The sequence below is a fragment of the Planococcus sp. APC 3900 genome, assembly GCF_030407735.1.
Taxonomy (GTDB): Bacteria; Bacillota; Bacilli; order Bacillales_A; family Planococcaceae; genus Planococcus; species Planococcus notacanthi.
In genome coordinates, this window is sequence record NZ_JASDCT010000001.1 from 290,895 (window position 1) to 310,221 (window position 19,327).

At 43.1% G+C, this 19,327-nt stretch carries 20 protein-coding genes and 1 riboswitch; of the genes, 15 read left to right on the top strand and 5 right to left on the bottom strand.

Features of this window, described 5'->3' with window-relative positions:
• The first annotated feature begins 7 nt into the window (after window positions 1–7).
• Window positions 8–796 carry an FAD synthetase family protein gene (locus QMA04_RS01450; RefSeq protein ID WP_290183721.1) on the top strand — a complete coding sequence of 263 codons (789 nt, stop codon included), beginning with the start codon at window positions 8–10 and terminating at the stop codon, window positions 794–796.
• 504 nt (window positions 797–1,300) lie between these two features.
• Here the strand turns inward: QMA04_RS01450 and QMA04_RS01455 are convergent.
• Window positions 1,301–2,710: a DHA2 family efflux MFS transporter permease subunit gene (locus QMA04_RS01455; RefSeq protein ID WP_290183722.1), complete on the bottom strand. Its 1,410-nt coding sequence runs from the start codon at window positions 2,708–2,710 to the stop codon at window positions 1,301–1,303.
• Window positions 2,711–2,974: 264 nt separating this feature from the next.
• Complete coding sequence (locus QMA04_RS01460) at window positions 2,975–3,934, bottom strand: arsenic resistance protein (RefSeq protein ID WP_290183723.1); 960 nt, start codon at window positions 3,932–3,934, stop codon at window positions 2,975–2,977.
• A gap of 206 nt (window positions 3,935–4,140) precedes the next feature.
• Window positions 4,141–4,320, top strand: a riboswitch (cobalamin riboswitch).
• Window positions 4,321–4,478: 158 nt separating this feature from the next.
• On the opposite strand from QMA04_RS01460, the gene QMA04_RS01465 reads away from it, so the two are divergent.
• The 4 genes from QMA04_RS01465 (at window position 4,479) to QMA04_RS01480 (ending at window position 6,153) form a co-directional block, all read left to right on the top strand.
• On the top strand, window positions 4,479–4,661 hold the full coding sequence (locus QMA04_RS01465; protein WP_191714733.1) for a hypothetical protein: 183 nt from the start codon (window positions 4,479–4,481) through the stop codon (window positions 4,659–4,661).
• A gap of 125 nt (window positions 4,662–4,786) precedes the next feature.
• Window positions 4,787–5,248, top strand: a complete 462-nt coding sequence (locus QMA04_RS01470; RefSeq protein WP_290183724.1) for a hypothetical protein — start codon at window positions 4,787–4,789, stop codon at window positions 5,246–5,248.
• A 213-nt stretch (window positions 5,249–5,461) separates the two neighbouring features.
• Window positions 5,462–5,674, top strand: coding sequence for a hypothetical protein (locus tag QMA04_RS01475; RefSeq protein ID WP_290183725.1), 213 nt, complete (start codon window positions 5,462–5,464; stop codon window positions 5,672–5,674).
• Window positions 5,675–5,985: 311 nt separating this feature from the next.
• Window positions 5,986–6,153 carry a Fe3+ hydroxamate ABC transporter substrate-binding protein gene (locus QMA04_RS01480; protein ID WP_191714737.1) on the top strand — a complete coding sequence of 56 codons (168 nt, stop codon included), beginning with the start codon at window positions 5,986–5,988 and terminating at the stop codon, window positions 6,151–6,153.
• A gap of 62 nt (window positions 6,154–6,215) precedes the next feature.
• On the opposite strand, the gene QMA04_RS01485 is transcribed toward QMA04_RS01480, so the two are convergent.
• Entirely contained in the window at window positions 6,216–6,362 is a 147-nt protein-coding gene (locus QMA04_RS01485) for a lipoprotein (protein WP_191714738.1), read from the bottom strand.
• Between the two features lie 188 nt (window positions 6,363–6,550).
• Between QMA04_RS01485 and QMA04_RS01490 the strand changes: the two genes are divergently transcribed.
• The 4 genes from QMA04_RS01490 (at window position 6,551) to QMA04_RS01505 (ending at window position 8,752) form a co-directional block, all read left to right on the top strand.
• Window positions 6,551–6,844 (top strand): hypothetical protein, encoded by a 294-nt coding sequence (locus QMA04_RS01490; protein ID WP_191714739.1) that lies wholly within the window; start codon window positions 6,551–6,553, stop codon window positions 6,842–6,844.
• Between the two features lie 21 nt (window positions 6,845–6,865).
• Window positions 6,866–7,507 (top strand): DUF3885 domain-containing protein, encoded by a 642-nt coding sequence (locus QMA04_RS01495; RefSeq protein WP_290183726.1) that lies wholly within the window; start codon window positions 6,866–6,868, stop codon window positions 7,505–7,507.
• Window positions 7,508–7,656: 149 nt separating this feature from the next.
• Entirely contained in the window at window positions 7,657–8,301 is a 645-nt protein-coding gene (locus QMA04_RS01500; protein WP_356780772.1) for a nucleotidyltransferase domain-containing protein, read from the top strand.
• Window positions 8,302–8,305: 4 nt separating this feature from the next.
• Window positions 8,306–8,752: a DUF7878 domain-containing protein gene (locus QMA04_RS01505; protein ID WP_290183727.1), complete on the top strand. Its 447-nt coding sequence runs from the start codon at window positions 8,306–8,308 to the stop codon at window positions 8,750–8,752.
• Window positions 8,753–9,423: 671 nt separating this feature from the next.
• Here the strand turns inward: QMA04_RS01505 and QMA04_RS01510 are convergent.
• Window positions 9,424–9,750 (bottom strand): DUF3784 domain-containing protein, encoded by a 327-nt coding sequence (locus QMA04_RS01510; RefSeq protein ID WP_191714742.1) that lies wholly within the window; start codon window positions 9,748–9,750, stop codon window positions 9,424–9,426.
• 183 nt (window positions 9,751–9,933) lie between these two features.
• The gene (locus tag QMA04_RS01515) at window positions 9,934–11,190 is read right to left on the bottom strand and encodes a helix-turn-helix domain-containing protein (protein WP_290183728.1); all 1,257 of its coding nucleotides are present in this window, start codon (window positions 11,188–11,190) and stop codon (window positions 9,934–9,936) included.
• A gap of 211 nt (window positions 11,191–11,401) precedes the next feature.
• Between QMA04_RS01515 and QMA04_RS01520 the strand changes: the two genes are divergently transcribed.
• The 6 genes from QMA04_RS01520 to QMA04_RS01545 all read left to right on the top strand — a co-directional run bounded on the left by QMA04_RS01520 (window position 11,402) and on the right by QMA04_RS01545 (window position 19,317).
• Window positions 11,402–11,611 carry a mersacidin family lantibiotic gene (locus QMA04_RS01520; protein ID WP_225218419.1) on the top strand — a complete coding sequence of 70 codons (210 nt, stop codon included), beginning with the start codon at window positions 11,402–11,404 and terminating at the stop codon, window positions 11,609–11,611.
• A gap of 35 nt (window positions 11,612–11,646) precedes the next feature.
• Window positions 11,647–11,862, top strand: a complete 216-nt coding sequence (locus tag QMA04_RS01525; RefSeq protein ID WP_191714745.1) for a mersacidin family lantibiotic — start codon at window positions 11,647–11,649, stop codon at window positions 11,860–11,862.
• Window positions 11,863–11,980: 118 nt separating this feature from the next.
• A complete protein-coding gene (locus QMA04_RS01530; RefSeq protein WP_290183729.1) occupies window positions 11,981–15,130 on the top strand; it encodes a type 2 lanthipeptide synthetase LanM family protein in 3,150 nt (1,049 codons plus the stop codon).
• Window positions 15,131–15,380: 250 nt separating this feature from the next.
• Window positions 15,381–15,662: a response regulator transcription factor gene (locus tag QMA04_RS01535; RefSeq protein ID WP_225218420.1), complete on the top strand. Its 282-nt coding sequence runs from the start codon at window positions 15,381–15,383 to the stop codon at window positions 15,660–15,662.
• 15 nt (window positions 15,663–15,677) lie between these two features.
• The gene (locus tag QMA04_RS01540; RefSeq protein WP_290183730.1) at window positions 15,678–17,849 is read left to right on the top strand and encodes a peptidase domain-containing ABC transporter; all 2,172 of its coding nucleotides are present in this window, start codon (window positions 15,678–15,680) and stop codon (window positions 17,847–17,849) included.
• Window positions 17,833–19,317, top strand: a complete 1,485-nt coding sequence (locus tag QMA04_RS01545; RefSeq protein WP_290183731.1) for a S8 family serine peptidase — start codon at window positions 17,833–17,835, stop codon at window positions 19,315–19,317. The genes QMA04_RS01540 and QMA04_RS01545 overlap by 17 nt, the downstream gene beginning before the upstream one ends.
• Window positions 19,318–19,327: the final 10 nt, after the last annotated feature.

The window sequence follows — 19,327 nt, forward strand, 5'->3', positions numbered from 1 at the left end:
GATCATCATGCAAATACGCTATGTGAACGCGAAAAACTTACAGGAAATCAGGAAGTCAGCACCTGATTCAGCCATGGCTCTTGGCTATTTTGACGGTGTCCATTTAGGGCATCAGAAAGTCATCCAGACGGCAAAGGAAAAAGCGGACGCACATGATTTGGCTTTGGCGGTCCTCTCCTTTTTCCCTCATCCGAAATCGGTCTTGTTTCCAGACAAGGAAGTCGCTTACCTGGAACCGTTGGAGCAAAAAGCTGAAAAGCTGGAAAAGCTTGGTGTGGACATATTTTATGTGGTGGAATTCACGAAGGAACTGGCGAAAGTGGAACCGGATGATTTTCTGTCGGACTACATCACCGGCTTGAACGCCGAGGAAATCGTTTGCGGGTTTGATTATACGTACGGTTCCAGAGCAAAAGGAACGGTCGAGACATTGGCGGTTTATGCAGACGCCCAGCAGGCAGGATTAACGGTCGTCGAAGAGTTGAAGTGGAAGGAACAGAAAATCAGCTCCACGTTGATCCGGAAACATTTAACGGAACGGAAACTGAATGAACTGCCTGGTTTATTGGGGGCATTTTATCAAACCAAGCATTGCCAGAAGAACGGGTTATTGCCCAATTATTCGCTGCCGAATGTCGGCACGTATAAAGTGCGGATCGAAAGTTGGACATCAACGATTGAATGTATAGCCACGGTCAAATGCAAAAAAACCATTCAGTTGGACTGCGAAATGGCCATGTTGCCGAATTTATTGACCATTCAATGGGTGGATCAATTGGAAGCGGTGCCAAGCTGATTCCCATCATTTTTATAAAATAGGAAGATCCGGCAGGCCATTCGATTGGTTCTGCTTTTTTATTTGGGCGGTGTTCTTAAACTTTTTTGAGCTATATAAGTTGAACATAAGAATCATCATTTCATACACCACTTCGGACGCTCTGGGCATTGCTCCGCCTAGCCCGTGGACGCGCCGGTGCTGGATATGCTCTTTGAGAAAAGGAAACGCTATCCGTTTCTGCAGTACTATCTGAGATATGGAGCAAAACAGCGGAGACTCCTGCGGCTTAGCGAGACGACCGATACACCGCAGGGAGCGCAGCGGACGAGGAGGATTGGGCGCGAGCCCGCTGGAAAGCGTAGCTGTTTTACGGAATATCGGCTACTATAAATCATTAGTTCCACTTATATAGTTAATCAGAAGCTATTTCTTCATCTTCCCATTGACCGTTAAAGTGGGATAAATTGAAAAACTCCATAAAAACACACCAGCCCTATCAAAGGACTGGTGTGTTTTTATCTTTTATTTAACGACTTCCCGGTTGTTTCTGATAAACAGGGAACCGATCAAGCCAAGAACTGCAGCAATCAATACCGCATAGAACGCGTGATGGGTGCCGAATGCCAAAAACTCAGCAGGGTTGACGGCGCCAAATTCCGCGATGTAATTCTTTTGGCCGGCTGTGAACAAGGTGATGGCGATTGCCGTACCTGCAGCTCCAGCGACCTGCGTCAGTGTGTTCATCGCAGCTGAACCGTCTGCATACAGATCCCGCGGCAACTGATTCATGGCATGGGTCTGTGCAGGCATGATGGTCATGGAGATCCCGAGGAACAGGATACAAAGAGCGCCAATGACCTGCCATACCGGTGTCGTAGCTGACAAAATCAACAGGAAGACAATGGCTCCCACGGTGATGAAGGAAAAGCCCAGGCGTGTAAAGATGCGTGCGCCCACTCGGTCAAAGTTGGAACCGACGATCGGCGCCATGATGATGTTCAATAGGTTCGCCGGCAGCATCAACAAGCCCGCGGCGATGGATGTATAGGCCAGGACACTCTTCAGGTAGATGGGAATCAGGATCGCCACGGAAAGGATGACAAACAAAGTGATGACCATCAATACTGTGCCGAGTGCAAACATCGGGTACTTGAAGACGCGCAAGTCGACCATCGGCTCCGGCATCTTCAGCTGGCGGAAGATGAACAGCCCAAGTGCTGCAACGCCTGCCAGAAGCGGTGCCCAGACGGCCGGATTTGCAAAAGGTGTTTCGGCCAGTGTCGATAAGGCATAGATGAGGCCGCCGAAAGCGACCGTCGACAGCAGAAGCGAGCCGACATCAATTTTCGGTTTAGAGATATCGGAGACATTTTCGATGTTCAAGGCGCTGATCAACAACATCACATTCAAAATCACCATCACCCAGAAGATATAATGCCAACTGCTGGCACTGATGATCAATCCGCTTAACGTAGGGCCGAGAGCAGGGCCGGCAGTAATGACCAGACCGACGATGCCCATCACCGCTCCGCGTTTTTGGATCGGGAAAATCAGCATGATGACACTGAACATAAGCGGCAGGAAAATCCCTGTGCCGATCGCTTGAACCAGACGGCCGGTCAACAGCACGGCAAAGCTTGGTGCCACTGCGGCAAGTGCAGCACCGAGTGAAGAAATGACCAATGCGGCGACAACCAACTGGCGTGTCGAAAACCAGCGGACCAAATAGGCCGATAAAGGAACCAGAATTGCCAACACCAATAAATAGCCGGTTGTCAGCCATTGTGCAGTCCCGGCACTGATGGCGTAGTCTTCCATAATGTTGGTCAGCGCCATATTTAACGCTGTTTCACCAAACAGGCCGATAAACGCGCCAAGCATCAGAATAGCTGCCATCGTTTTCGGTTTTTTTACTTGTACATGAGAATTCATAAATCGGTTTCCTTCTATCTATATGTAATTTTAACTTGCCGGCTTTCCCGGACATTCCCTTTTATTGAAGAAATGCTTTCACTAAAGCCGTTGAGTCACTTTGCAACTATACAAAAACTCCTGCAGGAACTCAATACTATTCGCATGATTTCAGAAGTGAATATGGAAATTCAGACACATTTTCTTCCAAAAAATCGCAATAGCTTACCTGTCAAATAAAGAAAATACAGGGAAACGAGTGGAGATAAAAAGTGAAAGCCGCTTTTATTTATAGGAAATGCTGCGTTTTCGAAAAACCAGCAACAGCTGCGAAGTAACAGCGAGAACCGGCAATTCAAGCAAAGGGCCAATGACCAAGGTCAATGCGATCAGCGGCTGCTCGGGAAATGCAGTCATGGCAATCGCCAGTGCGATGGGTGAGTTTCTTGCCAAAGCGACAAGGCTCAGGCTGGCTTTGTCTTCATAGGAAAACTTCAGCAGGTTGGCGGCGTTTTGCGCAATGATGAAATTCACCACAAAAAACAGCAGGATAGGGACAAGGAGCTGAGCCAATAAATCCAAATTGCCGAGCAGCAGTCTGCCTTGTGAAGCAAACATCGCTGTGATGGCAAGGGCTAGAAAAATCATAGGCAATGCACTCAATTTAGCTGTCAGGCTTGCATTCAGCCAGGTATTGTTTCTAAAAAGCCTTTTTGTAGCGATGGCCAGCAATAACGGAAGCGCCAATACGGCAACCACGTTCTCCATTAAAAAAGAAAGTTCGAGTGCACCGGCTGTTCCGCTGAAAAGTAGTAAATAAAGCGGCAGCAGGATAATCTGAAGGATCAGGTTCACCGGGAGAATGGCAGTGGACAAGGCCACGTTTCCCTTGGCGATTCCAGTGAAGACCAAATACCAGTCCGTACAGGGTGTCACCATCAGCATAATAAACCCGATGTACAGGGCTAGCTGGTCTCCCAAAAACAGCGAAGCCAGGAACCAGGCAAAAAGCGGTGTCCACAAAAAATTAATCAGCAATGAAGCAGAGGCGAATTTGGCATTGCCGAAAGCCTGTTTCGCTTGTTGGAGCGGGATTTGCAAGAACGTGAGATAAAGCATCACCATCAGTAAGGGAACGATGAAATGCTCCGCGTTTTCCTGAATCATCTCAATGCGCCCTGCGCCAATGCCGATCACCGCAGCAGATAGAATTATGACTGTATATAGCTTTTCGACTATGTTCATCGCTTTTCCACACCTCGCTGGATCGGAATATTCCGTAAAGCTTATATTATCATAATAGACAGAGGCAGCAGATTGACAAGACAGGACAAAGTGCTTTTACTATAGAAGAAAAAAGTTGAGGGAACTGAAATCATTCATTGCCTCACTGATTTACGTAATTATGAACTTAAGCGAGTTATTGATTTTGTGGTATAGTAACACTAATTACATAACGTGTAGGAATAGGTGCTTATGCAAATAAGCTTAAAAGGGAAGCTTGGTGAAAATCCAACACTGTCCCGCAACTGTAAATTCGGAGCGAGTCATAACAAGCCACTGTGAAAATGGGAAGGCATGATGAGCGTAGATGAAAAGTCAGGAGACCTGCCTTATTCCAGTACACACCAAATACCTGCGTGGAAATAGGTGGTGCTTTGTGCGAATCTGACGTTTATTGAGATTTTAACGTTTTTTTCTTATGCATAAAAAGTGGAAGGCTATTTCTGGAAAACAGAAATGGCCTTTTTTATTTGGGTTATGTAAAAAGAAAGAGGAGGAATAAAATATGTCGTCACAATCAAGTGCTTTTTACGAAGAACAATTCAGGGTATGCGTTATGCAAAGAATATCAGAAGGCAAATCCACAGACTTAAAATCGTTCCAGCAACAGTTGATTGATGAAAACAAAAAAGAATATGCAACAATTAATTCTGCTTATCTGAAAGTGAAAAAAGAATTACTGGGTTAAGGAAGGTGAGGCAGCGGCTGTACGCTGCTTCTTTTTAAAAAGGGTAGAACAGAAGAAAATCAAAAAATACGTTTATGGATATTTTTGGTATGATTGTTTGAAATAATATTGAAAGGAAGAAGCGGATGAAATATCTGGTGAACGAAGACCACTGGGATTTAGTGGGTTATGCAGAACAGAGAGAAAAAATTCTGAGCAGATTCAATCAAGAAACAGCGGCCTTTTTGAAGAATGATTCATTTCATGACGGCAAGGTTGTTTCGATTGATATCGTGAATCAGGAAAATGGAGAGATGAAAGATCCGACATCCATCAAGATGGTGATTGAGCATTACAGTGGAGGAATTTATGAAATTCATTGGACCCATGTCCGGAAGTTCTTTATGGATTATGATATTACCCGAAATGTATACGGCAATGCACCTCATAAAATCGCTTTTGGCGGGAGACGAGGTCTCGATGAATGGGGCTATGATGAACTTCTTCCCTTAAGCAAAAGAAAACTCCAGCATGAGATTCTGTTGTTTTCCCGGACAACGATCATCATCCATTGCGCAAATGTGAAAATCAGAAAAATCAAAGCCTGACTGCAACTTAATGCGAATTCAACCGTAAGTAAAAGAAGGGGTGTTCGCCCTCTGTTACTGCGTTTTTTAGAAGATACATAAACAGGATAGCGATAAATGGAAGGGGAGAATAAATTGCTTAACATAGGAGATATCATTTACACCGTCTTATTTTTCATCGCGGTCGTTTTTATTTTTAATTTGGTGAAAAGGAAAATGTCGAGGTGATGCAAGGTGAATAGGAAAGTTTTGAAATGGTTTTTGGTGATTCTGGGGCTGTCTGCATCTTTAGTGAGCATCGGAATCGGTATCTATGTCTACAGCAATCCGTTGGCTGACAACGCGCAATTCTTGCTGCAGCTTCCTTTTTTGCTGGTTACGGTCACGCTAGCTTCGGCCATCGCGGTTAATGGGTTAAGAAAGACCGAAAGGAGACGCATCGATTAAATGGCGGTGCACATCCAAAAATGGATTTAATGCGTCTCTTTCCCGGTGATGAAGTTTCGTACAAAAGAAATGACACCCATTGTAAAGCATAGAAACGTTGACATGAAAACTTCAGGCCATGAAGAACCTATCGCACGAAACCATACAACAGCTAAAATCCCTGTAATGAAATAGACGGGTATAAATTTTTTTGACAGCAAAAATTCAATCACACGTAAACAACTCCTTAAAACAAAAATGGCGGTCAGAATGCACCGGCTTTAATTAGTGTAACGGAAACTTGCGGCCGAAATCTATGGGAGGTGACGACGATGTTCAATGAAAGTCCAAAATGCTCTGTATGCGGCAAGGAAATTGAAGGGGATGAAGTGGTCTTCATCAAAATGCGCTACCCGAAAAGAAAAGGCTTTACGGAAGTTAAAGCGTATTTAAAGAATGAAGGCCAGTTTATCTGCGAAGGCTGCTACGATAAAAAGTAAAGAGATCGATTGGTCGTATACCTGAAAAAGCAGAGAAGGAAAGACCCTTCTCTGCAGCTTGGTTATTCTTCCTCTTCTTGTTTCTCATCTTTATTGTCTTTGAGATCAATCGTGAATCCGTCTTCTTGCTCCGGATCTGCATCACGCACTTCAAATGAACAACCGGCCAATAACAAGGCTGCTAATCCCACTAAAAAAATTTTCCTCATCGGACATCCCTCCTTATTTTATATTTCCGAAATGGTATTACTGGAGAATACGGATGGATTCCTAAAAAGTTTCCAATTGACTGGAAATAGTTTTTCCGGATTTCGGTTTCAGTTGATTAGTTTTGCTGTGTTCTGCAAAGCGATGGAAACCGGGTATATCGAGCTTAGAAGTTTAAGGAGGCCATACTTTGTCGGCGAAATTGAAAATTATTTTCTCGTTTTTTATTTTATTTGGCGCAGTGCTGTTGTTGGCGAAAGTCGATCAAACCTTCAATCTTTATAACGCGCCTTCCATTCTGATAGCTGCCGGTGTGATTGGCCTGATTTTTTCTTTGCTGGCCACCAACAAGGAAAGCAGTTTGTTGTGCCGGATTGGTTTGCATAAGTACAAACGGGGCCAACGAGATAGCGAAGTGCCGGCCATGTACGTCTACACATGTGAAAGATGCGGCAAGAAGAAAAAAGCGGCTTCGGTTGTTTAATGAAAAGAATGAGGTGAACAAGTGGAATTTACAGATTTTATGCAAGAGAATTTTCCGGATTTAGAACTCACGCCACCTTTGTTTTACAACTGGGATGTTGGCATCCGCTTCGAATTAGGGGTGGATTACAAACGGGGCGAGTGTTCCCCGAACAGTGCATATCTTAAAGGTGTTTACCACAGGGCTATCACGCTGTTCAATTCCCTGCATCTTCAAGAGGATGAAATTTTTCTGGTCGTAAACGTACATGATTTCGGGAAGAACACGAGCTTAAGACGCAAACTGAATATTTTCTCCAAGTACACAAAAAATCAATCGGCTTTGAACAAATTGAAGCACCTGACACTGCCTTATATCATTCCGGAAGACGATGAAGATGGAAATTACCGGACCCATCGATTTGTCCTGAAATGCAAAGTGTCGGACCTCAGGTACATGCCTTTGTTAAAAGCAATCTGTAATACCGATATGGGATACAAGCCGGCTATCCATCATGATGTTTTCTTTATCAGCCTTAAAAATAAAACCATTTTCCATGTATATGATGACAGGGGCTGTGACTTGGTGGCGGCATCAAAGGAAGACATTCGCCATATTTACAATACGCATAACGATTGGATATTGGATTATGACAGAGATGAGATTGACCAGGTGTTTAGGTGAGGAATGATTAGGCAGTGGGACTTGGAAGATGGAAATTAAATTCAATAGGAAGAGGTGAATGGGATAGTGGGAGATGGAAACAAGTTAAACCCAGTTGAAGCAGCAAGGCTCTTTGTAAACAAGTATTTCCGCATTGTGAAGGAGCTTTATTGGCTGGCAGTGTTATTCGAGGGGAAGCAACGGAAACATCTGATCTTGATATTGTTGTATTCGATAAACAATTTCATACTTCTTATAGGGAATCAATGGTCGCTTTTGGATGGAGAATCGAAGCATTTGTACATAATTTAACTTCTTATAAAGAATATTTTTTCAGTGATTATGAGAGAGCTCAGCCTTCAATGCCGAGAATGGTAGCAGAAGGCATAATTTTAAAAGATGAGGGAGTCATTGGTCCGATTAAAGAGGAAGCTAAAGAATTGCTGGATAAAGGGCCTAAAGAATGGTCAACAGAACTAATAAATACAAAGCGCTATTTTATTACGGATGCATTGGATGACTTCATTGGGTGCACTAATCGAGCAGAGGCGATTTTTATAGCCAGTAGCCTGGCAGAATCAGTAAGTGAATTTGTATTGAGAATTAACAAACGATGGGTTGGTACTTCTAAATGGATCATACGGTCATTAAGATACTACGATGTTGAGTTTACCAATCAATTTGTCGAAGCTTTTGACGAATTTTATAAGAACGAAGACAAGCAAAAGATTATCCAACTCGTTGATGAAGTGTTGGAGCCCCATGGGGGACGTTTATTCGAAGGCTTTTCTCTAGGGAAAATCAGAAGGGAGTAAGTACATGAAAAGTTTAGCAATGCATTTTGCGTTGGACCCAATCTTAACCTTAGATAAGAAGCTGGTTCGTCAAAAGAACGGAAAACTTTTGACCGATGTTCAGGGAGAATTAAAGATTATGCTTGAGGAGTCATGCTTCTTTCACGAGCCATCTCTGGCGCTTCTCGAGCTGGGAATCAGTTTGAAAACGTGGAGGACAAGAGATCCGGGAGCGGCACAGCGTTTTGAGTATTTCACGATGGAACATGATGAAAGAGAAGGCCCCATTTTAGCCTTCATCAAGAAAGGCGAAGACGAGTGGCAACTCTTTTCCATTTGGCAGGAGTTTGAACACAAAGATACTGTCTCTCTTAATGTATTGCTGGGGGCAGTAGACCAATATTTATCTGAATTGGAAGAGCTGTTGATGAACAGATTCCGTATCAGGTATTCTGATTTTGCAAAAGTATAGAATGAGAACCGCGTTCAAGCGCATCACCTCCACTGCGAAGAATTGAGACTAAGTTAAAAGAGGAACAAGTATCCACTCAATGAACCACTTGAGGAGAAACATAAAAACAGTCACAATTACTACTCCAGCTAAAAAGTAGAGGCTTAATCTCGAATTGTCTATAAGGGCACCGGTCAAATCCTTCAAAAAACTGATCATGGTTTATGCCTCCAATTTTATGGATTTGAATTTCTTTAAAGAAGTCAGTTAAACAGTAATTAGTACCTACGATGACGAAATCAGAAAATAAGAGTTTCTTTATTAATGATCATTTTAATCATAATTGGTCTGTCATCATTCTTTCAGCCATTTTATTGGTAAGATGGATCATCAAGGAAAAAACTAATTTTTAAAAAAATATTAGACTAACAAGTTTTCATCAAAACCTCCCAATCTTAATCAGACTGGGAGGTTTTTTTAGAAGTTTTTCTTCGCGATTTGTCTGTGAAAATAAAATAGAAAATAGTGATGAGCAGCGATTGCATAAAGTTATCCAACCATTCGAATGAACCAATTTTAAAATAATCGAAGGCCATGAGAATAGAAAACACGCCTATAAATGACAGTAAATAAAAATAGGGGCGACTGATTTTCATTTTCCTCACTCATTTCTTTAGGGTTTTCCCGGTGTTCTATTCTTCTTTTTTCAAGTAACGATTGCCTGTATTGATATAAATGATGCCAACCAAGATGATGACGACCATCAAGACAACCCCGGCAATGATGAGCCCTTCCACTTGGAATAACTCCCCTAAAAAGATGAAAACCGTGGAAAACGTAATACCGAACATCATTTTTCCGGTCGCTTTGCATAAAGCCTTTTCGTCGTATTTTGCCTTTTCCTCATCTGAAAGTGTATTGTACCCGGCGATTAGCCAAGCCCCTTTTCCTTGCAGCAGCGCAATACCCAGAATCAAGAGCAATATCATTCCAACCAGTGGAATAAGCATTTCCATCATAATCACCTCCTGAAGAAAAATGGCCTGTATGTACTATACCGATTTGTTTCGGATAAAGTTTCGTTTTCTATAAAAAGATACCAGTTAAAATGTTCTCGGAATTTCCAATCCACCCCGCAAAGAGTCTGAGTTTCCATACCGGCTGACAAAAAAAGAACTCCGTGGCGAGTTCCTTCTTGTTAATCAGCATAAAAGCGCAATTTGATAATACTTAGCGGCCATCTTATAAGCGCGAACTTCGTTATAATGTTCTGCTAGTTCGGTACTGATTTCTTTGGCCAGCAATGAATACTTGCCTTTTTGTGCCAACTGAACCGCCTGCTGCAGTTCTTTCTCATAGGAAGGAAAATCAAAGCGTGCTTTGTAGATCTGGGATCTCAAGTGCAAAAGCTGAATATAGGAATTGGGCAGGTTATACAAAGTGGTCAGGCGAAAGCCTTTCTTTAAATAGTCATCAGCTTCTTCCCAATTCTTTCTTTGAATGCTGATATCACTTAGAACTTCAAGGGCATGAATGGTTTCTTCTTCTTTATCTGCGTTTATGTCATATTCAATGCTCTGGAGCATGTATGCGGCCGCTTGATCGAATTGCTTCTGTTTTTGATAAACGCGTCCATAATTATAAGCCAAAATGGGTGCATAATAATCTTTATTAAACCCCTCCGAGAACTGGAAAAGTTCATCCAAAGTCTTCAATGCGTCATCATATAAATCGTTTCGATGGTATTGGATGGCTAATTGGGCCAAAGAATTTGCGATTCCCCCTTTAAAATCCTGGTCTTTGAAGATTTGCAAGGCCTTTTTCGTATACAGTCTTGCCAGTTCTAAATCTTCATCCATTTTTGTTCGGACTTGAGCCAAGTTCAAATAAGCTTTTGCTGCCCGCAACGATGTTTCTTCGTGTTGTAAGGATTCAAGATGAAGATTCGCGTAAAACAAAGCTTCTGAATAATTCTTATTCGTGTTGAAATATTTGTAAAGGCTATGGAAGTAATAAGAAGTTTCATTCTCGAAAGTGGGTTGGGCAGGTGAAATAATGTTCTTGGCTTGTTCGACTATGGGATGGGCTTCTTCCATATCATTTGCGGTGTAATACGAGATCAACACATAGTAGATTTTAATCAAAGTGAAATTCGAATGGTTTTCCTTCGAATGGAGTTTTAATAAAGCGAGGTCCTGGGAATTGATTTTTCTGAAACTGATATAACTTTCGTAAATCCGGTGGACGTCCGGCTCTACATTCTTCATATTCATATCAAGCAGAAACTCGGCGTCCACTTCCAGTACCTTGGCAATTTTCGTGATGAACGAGTAGGAAGGCTTGGCTTTGCCGCTCTCGATTTTGCTTATGTATGTATTGGAACAAATTCCTTTGATCAACTCTGTTTGAGTCATTCCTTTATGTATCCTGACCTGGCGTATTCTTTCTCCTATTTCCATTTCTTCACCCTTTTCGTTTCAATCTAATGTCATTCTCTCTCTGTTTGACAGCTTACAAAATCAATCATTGTAAAGAAAATAAATTTACAAATTTAGTTGTTTATTTTTTATTATACAATATTTTGCAATATTGCGTAGTGTTAGAAAATTCAGGTACGTAATAATATGAATGTAGCAAGACCACACCAACCAAAAAGAGGAGATGACTTCCATGTCAAGAAAAGAAAAAATCAATGCTTTGAAAAACCCTGAAATCCGTAATCATGAAATTGAAAATCCGGTAGGGAAAACAATGAATGAGCTATCAAGCGATGAGTTAGCTGGAATCCAAGGAGCTTCTGATGTGAATGCAGAAACAACTCCATTGTGCATCGCAGCATCTATTGGCGCAACTATTATCTTTTCAATGAGAAATTGCTAATCTAACCTAAACTAAAAAAATTGGAGGAATTAAAAATGACTAAACAACAAATTATCAATGCGTGGAAAAACCCTGAAATTCGTGATGGTGTTGAAAAAGTAACGCCTCATCCATCTGGAAAAGCATTTAACGAATTGACGTTGGACGAGCTTGCAGAAGTGCAGGGCGCCTCAGACGTAGCGCCTGAAACTACTCCAGCTTGTGTGGCAGCATTTGCGACGGGCTTGCTTTTCTCAATCAAATTTTGCTGATCAACTTTTAATAGTGGAGGATATTCCTCCACTATTACTTTTTAAAAATAATGAATTTGAGAATGTCTATGACCAGTCGTATGCATTCTCAAATTTATCATGAAAAGGAGTGGAAGAGATGGAGAAAGTATCAACCCGAACAAACCATAGTGATTACATCCATGCCCTGTTTAGTTACGAGAGAAGCCGTTTTTTAAAGGAGGAAGGAATTGATCCGGCTCCAGCTATTAATAAATGGAGAAAACGCCTTTCCATGACTTCGGATGCCATTTTTCAATCTAAACTAGCTGTGGCAGGCCTTTCTGAACAACAATTTGCGGAAATGATTACGCCGCTTAGTGAAAAGAACCTGGACGAAAAGCAACTTCAAGAACTGGCAGCCTTCTTAAAATCAGAGATGAACTTAGACCTTGTGATAGAAGGGTTGAATCTATCTGAGCAAAATGAAAAAATGAAAGAACAACTCGATTTGGGATTGTTTATCCGCCCGTTCCTTTCTTATATCTCCAATCGGCTTGATTTGGCATTGGAAGAGCTTTCGCGCACCCAACCTGCCAATATCGAAAAGATCAAAGAAACGCTGATGTTTGCCATTGGCACCCAATTGATCACTCAGGCGTCCCGATCGATCGTTTTGGAAATGCATGTTTCCAAGTTGAAAGATGAACTTTACGGTTCGACAGCAGAAGAAAGATTCCAGTCGTTCATCAGAGAAAAAGCTTTAAATCCTTCAGAATTGATGAAGTTTTATGAGGAATATGCCGTGTTGACCCGAATCCTTATTCTCCGGAGTGAATTTTTTGTTGAAAATATCAATCTTACCTTAGCAAGATATATGGATGATTTCGATTCCATGTCAAATGCGTTCGGTTTAGACAACGACGAGCTGGATTCCATTGAATTTGGACTGGGAGATACCCATCAGAAAGGCAAGACAGTCGGTAAATTTGTGTATAAAAACGGAAAAACAATCATCTACAAACCGAAAGGGCTTTCCATCTCCTTAAAATACCACGATTTATTGGATTGGATTGCAGAAAGAGCGGAATTCCCGACATTGTCTCCTTATAAAATTCTGGATTTTGGAACACATGGCTGGGAGGAATGCGTATTATACAGCAGCTGTCTTACGCAGCAGGAAGTGAAGCATTACTACCAGCGATTCGGTGTTCTCTTGGGGATGATGCATTCGATCAAAGGCGCTGATTTCCACTTGGAAAATATTATAGCAGGCGGCAACACGCCGTATATTATTGATCATGAAACTTTATTTCACCAAAGCCCGAAACTGGATTTCCCGGATTCCGTTGAAGTTGACTTGAAGTATGAACAGGCCAATTCTGTAGTGGGCACCGGGCTGCTTCCGATTGCCATGTTTAAGAATGCGGAAGGAAAAGGGATTGATCTCAGTGCGCTCAACGGAAAAGAGCAAGAGCTGCCTTTTAAGGTATTGAAGCTTGAAAATGCCATGACCGATGATATGAAATTTTCCATGCAGTCTGAACGCTTCCGCGGCGCCAATAATCTTCCCACTTTGAATGGGGAAGGTGTCGATGCAGAAGAGTATTTGGAGGACATTTTAATCGGATTTGAAAATATTTTTAATTTCTTTATCGATTATAAAGATGAACTGCTGGACTCCAAAGGGCCGATTGAATCATTTCGCAATGAGAAAATCCGTGTTGTAGCGAGGGCTACTCAGCAGTACTTCAACTTTCTCAATGAATCCAGCCACCCGGATTATATGAGAGATGCGCTGTATTTGGAAAATCTGTACGATCGTTTATGGTTTTATCCTTATCATGACAAGCGCATCATCCCCCATGAAATTTTGGATCTGATGGCAGGCGATATTCCGTTCTTTAACTCGCTGGCTGATTCAAGGGATCTTTATTCGAGTACTGGAGTGAAAATTGACAATGTGTTCGCCCAAAGCGGGTATGAAATAGTGGTCGACAGAATCCGGAAATACGACCTTGATGAACTTCAAACCCAGCTTGGATGGATCCGAACCTCGCTTGTCGGATCAAAAAAAGAGGAAGCGGACGTTCAAGAAGAAAAGTGGGCCGACGAAAAAGTGCCGAGTGATGTTGATTTGCTTTTTTTGCATGAAGCGAAATCCATTGGAGAGGAAATTTTGAGCAAGCTCCGCTATTCAAAGGCGAAAGACAAAGCTTCTCTCTTGTGCTTGTCGCCGAATAGCGAAGGAACCTGGTCGGTAGCGCCTGCCTTGCAAGGCCTTTACGATGGGCTGGGCGGCATTTCCCTCTTTTTCCAATACTTATGGAAAGAAACGGGGGATGAGCGTTATAAACTGGCTGCTGAAGCCACGCTGCAATCAGCTGCTGCGCCGATGGTTGAAAACCAGGGACTGGTTTCTTCATTCACTGGATCCGCTTCTCTTTTGTATCCGATCTTGCATTTCCATAAAAACTTCGGCAGCAATGAATATGAGTGGAAAGTCGACGAAATCAAACAAAAACTAAAGCAGAACGTTCAAAAGGATGAAGTTTTTGATTTCCTTGGCGGAGCTGCAGGGGTTTGCCACGTATTGATGAATTCTTTTGAATGGACAGGTGACCGCGAGTATTTAGAAATAGCGGAACTGTATGGCGAGCATTTGTTGGCAAACCGCCATTCTCCGGCTCCTGGCCAAGCAGCTTGGGCATCAGGAGAATCCGGCAATTATTTAGGCGGCTTTTCACATGGCACAAGCGGCATTGCCCAAAGTCTTTTCAGACTATTCTATCTGACAAAAGACCAGAAGTATCAAGAAGTTGCAGAGAAAGCTTTGCGCTTTGATCAATCGCTGTTTGATAGTGAAAAAGGGGCTTGGAAAGACAACCGGCGCTCTGAAGGCCAATATGCCCATCACTGGTGCCATGGGTCAATGGGGGTTGGGTTAAGCAGAATCATGATGTCCGATTATACCGCCAATTCCACAGTTGGGACGGAGATAAACCAAGCGCTCCAAAATCTTCGGAATCACGGCTATAAGAGCTCGGACTCTTTATGCCACGGAAACTTTGGAGACACGGAACTATTCTTGCAAGCCGGCATGCACTTCCAGGATTCCAGCTTGTCAGAAGAAGCGAAACAAAGAGGATATAATTGTGTGCTGCAAAAAGAAGCGCGCGGCTTTTATCAGGTAGACGGGCCGAAAGGGTTTATCCAGCCCGGCTTATTTACCGGCCTTGCCGGAGTTGGCCTGCAGTTGCTGAGGTTATCGAATCCGAAAGAGGTACCGTCCGTCTTGTTATTGGGTTAACTAGTACAGAAAGAATAGAAAAAGCAGTTCAGTCAAGGGGGATCCGTCCATTGCCCTTATCGATTGAACTGCTTTTTATTATTGATTCTTCATAAAAACCATATAAAGGGAATTTGGTTAAAAGGAGCAGGGTTAGACGGCGTTTTTTCACGCCTTACTTACTGTTTTTTTACCTGTTCTATTCACCTTTCCCGATTCTTTATAGTTAACTTAACAAAAAAATTAAGTTACTAATGGAGGGATAAAACGTATGGTGGTCAGGAAATTAAGCACCAGAGAACGTGAAGTTGCTGTCTTAGTCGCTAAAGGGAAAAAAGATGTGGAAATAGCAACTCTGTTATTCATCAGCCGAAGAAGAGTAGGGGAATTGATTTTTAATATTAAAGAAAAGTGGGAGATTACGTCCCGAGTGGAAATCGGGATCGGTGTGTATCATTTCGGTTGGCTGCACTCCCAGGAAGAGCGTTCGATGGAACACGCTGCCCCCATTCCGTTTTACGCAACAGATCATTATAGGGAAGTCCGAATTTAGAAAGGGGAGGGTTGTATGGCTAGTAAAGTACCCTTCATTGAGCAAATGGAACACAGTGAGTGTGGACTGGCGAGCTTGGCTATGGTATTTGCCTTCCATGGGAAATACGTTTCATTGGCCGAATTGCGGGAAAGCTTCGGGGTGCCCAAAGGAGGGACATCGCTGTATCAGTTGATGCTCATCGGAAAGCATTACGACATGAATGTAAAAGGGTTTAAAGTGGAAAAAGAGGCTTTTAAAGACATGGCACTCCCGGCCATCATCCATTGGGAAAACAAGCATTATGTTGTGTTGGAATCCATTTCTAAAAAGCATATTGTGGTTGTGGATCCGGCTTTGGGCAGAAGAAAAATCCGCCACGAAGAGTTTGATGAAAAATTTACCGGCTTTGTCCTTTGTTTAACTCCAACGGAACGATTTGTGAAAAGCAAAGGGCCTTCGCACATTAAATTCTTTTTATCGTTTGCACTCGGAAAGCCGAAATTGATTTTTCTGATCCTGTTTGGCTCTTTGGTGCTGCAGCTTTTCACTCTGGTGGTGCCATGGATGACCACTTGGATAACGGACAATATCATCGTACCGAAGAATGGGAATGCGATGAGTTCCATCGGAATTGGCCTCTTTGTATTATTCATCAGTTTCCAGATTCTTTCGTGGTTTAGAGGCTTTCTCGTCGCTAAACTTCAGACGACCATCGATCAATCATTGATGGAGACGTTCATCGGGAAGTTATTGACATTGCCGTACAATTTTTTCGAAAATCGTTCGGTCGGTGAATTATTGTTTCGGGCCAATTCCAATGTATACATTAGGCAAATCCTATCCACAAAGGTTATTTCCTTTCTGATAGACGGCATTTTGGTATTCACTTATTTAGCCATCATGTTCCACTATTCTGTCCGGATGACCACAACAGTGCTGCTGATTGGCATTACCGTCTTTACCTTGCTGGTGGCCAGCACAAAAGTTTCGAAAAAGTTATCGGATCAAGATGTATCAGCGCAATCAAAAGTCCAAAGGATCTTATCGGAAAGCATCAATGGCATCAGCGATATTAAAGTGATGGGGCTTGAGAATATAGTGTTCTCTGAATGGAACGGACTTTTCCATGACCAATTGAAAACTGCAGAAAAGCGCTCGATTTGGGTGTCGTCGGTCAACACGGTCGCTTCCTCTGTCCAATTCATCCTGCCGGTTTTTCTTTTATGGTACAGCAGCTCCGCCATTTTGAGCGGTTCAATGACTTTAGGCACTGTACTAGGATTTAATGCTTTGGCGATGGCTTTCATCACACCCATCATTTCTATTGGCAGCGGCTACGGAGAGTTGACTTACCTAGGTTCGTATCTCCAACGCTTATATGATGTCATGCAGGCAAAATCAGAAGTCGCAGATCCGGAAAGCGAAGCATTGAAAATACAAAATTTGGCGTTCAAGGGAGACATTGAATTTGAAAATGTGTTTTTCCGGCATAATCATTTCAGCGAAATGGCTATCAAGGATGTGTCTTTCAAAATAGCGGCTGGAGAGAAAGTGGCTATCGTTGGATCTTCCGGATCCGGAAAAAGTACGATCGTCAAACTGCTTTTGGGCCTCTATTCCCCTACAGCGGGAAAAATCAAATTTGATGGGCGAGAGAGTTCGATGATCAATCTCGCAGCGCTGCGCAAATCCATGGGAGTCGTATTCCAGGAAGCACGGCTCTTCAATAAAACGATAGCTGAAAATATCACTGCCCAAAGAACAGCCATTGAGAAGGAAAGCATCATCAAGGCTGCCAAAAAAGCCAATATCCATAAAGAGATTATGGAGCTTCCATTGAACTTTGATACCACTGTCTCTGAATTTGGCGCAAACTTTTCCGGAGGGCAAAGGCAGCGGTTATTGATCGCGCGGGGGTTAGTCGCAGATCCGCCTATCCTTGTTCTCGATGAAGCGACCAGTGCCTTGGATACCTTATCAGAAAGCATCATCGATAATGAGCTTAACTATATGTCGTGTACGCGTGTTGTTATTGCCCATCGATTAAGCACAGTCCAGAACGCCGATAAAATCATCGTGATGGATGAAGGGCAAATCGTGGAAATCGGCAATCATGAAGAATTAACAAAAGCCAAAGGCTATTACTACAATTTATGCAAAGCACAAACCTTGATAGGAGAGTTGAAAAATGAACGTTCAGCGTAACGCACCAAAAACTTTTTTAGTGATTGCTTCTTTAGCCGTCAGCATGAGCTGCTTAGGGCCGGCTGTACAAGCTTCCGAACCTTCTGCACCATTCAGGCAAGCAGAAGAAAGGGAGTCCTCCATGATTTACTTGTTTCAGGAAGGGACTGATCTGGACGCGGTTGCCGAAGATATTCAGGAAGTTGACGCCAAGGCATCCGTAGCACTGATGAACGAAATTGACACCCTGACCGTCCAAGCTTCCGGGCATGCCCAAAGTGAGGAGATTGTGGAACTTGTCCAGCGTAAATACGGATCACTCGTTGCAGAAAAAGGGGAAGACCAGACGGTTAATGCCGGCGATGTCCAACCGGATGGCGTGCCGCTGATTTCGCCATTGGCACCGATGCTAGTAAGCCGCCAAGCTGCAGCTTCCGCAAATCAGGACCCGGAGGGCGGGGAAAGCTCCGCGTACCAGAAATGGTTATGGGATATTGATTTAGTCACCCGAAACGGGGCAAGCCGGGCCATGCAAAGTGGAAATCACAGCGTGAAAATCGGAATTGTAGATAGCGGCCTGGATTTCAATCATCCGGATTTAAAAGCCAATATTGTGTCGAAAGGCCGCTCTTTTATTGAGGGAGTGGCAGATACGCAGGATTACATGGGACATGGCACGATGGTGGCCGGATCGATTGCTGCCAACGGCCATATAAAAGGAATTGCCCCGGACATCGGAATCGTGCCTTATAAAGTGTTCCACACCGGAAATGCCGATTCCAGCGATGTCATCGAAGCGATCGTAGCCGCAGCGAACGACGACATGGATGTCATCAACTTAAGTTTAGGCGTTTATAAGTCCTTGAAAAACAAGGAGGAAAAAGCTGTGTATGAAGCTTATAAACGGGCATTGAAATATGCAGAAAAAGAAAACAGCTTCGTAGTCGCTTCTTCCGGTACAGAAAATGCAGGATTTGATATTTTTAATGCGAAAAAATTGGCAGTTGCCCGTGGCTTCTCGAAAGATGCCCAGCTCCATATGCCTGGAGGATTAGGCCATGCCTATACAGTAGCTGCAACAAACAAAGAGAATGCTTTAACTTTCTACTCCAATTATGGAAAGAACGTCTCAATCGGAGCACCAGGGGGGGACTACGGGCCTCTTGCGGATCAGGGACTTTATGATGTGAGGCATATGACCCTCACCACCTATCCGACTAATCTGGCGCAGTCAGTGACTAGCCAGTACGCCGGGTTTGAAAAAGGTTATGAATTCATGACAGGTACGAGCTTGGCGGCGCCTAAAGTGTCCGCAACCGCCGCCCTGGTAATTGCGGAATACGAAGAAGTACATGGGAAAAAGCCCAAAGTACGTGAAGTTGAAAAAATCCTGGAAAAAGGCGCGGTGAAGGGAGACTCCAAAAAGTTTGGAGCTGGAATTGTGAATGCGCATGATTCACTCCAATTAATCGGCCAGAAGAAAAAATAAAAGGAGGGAC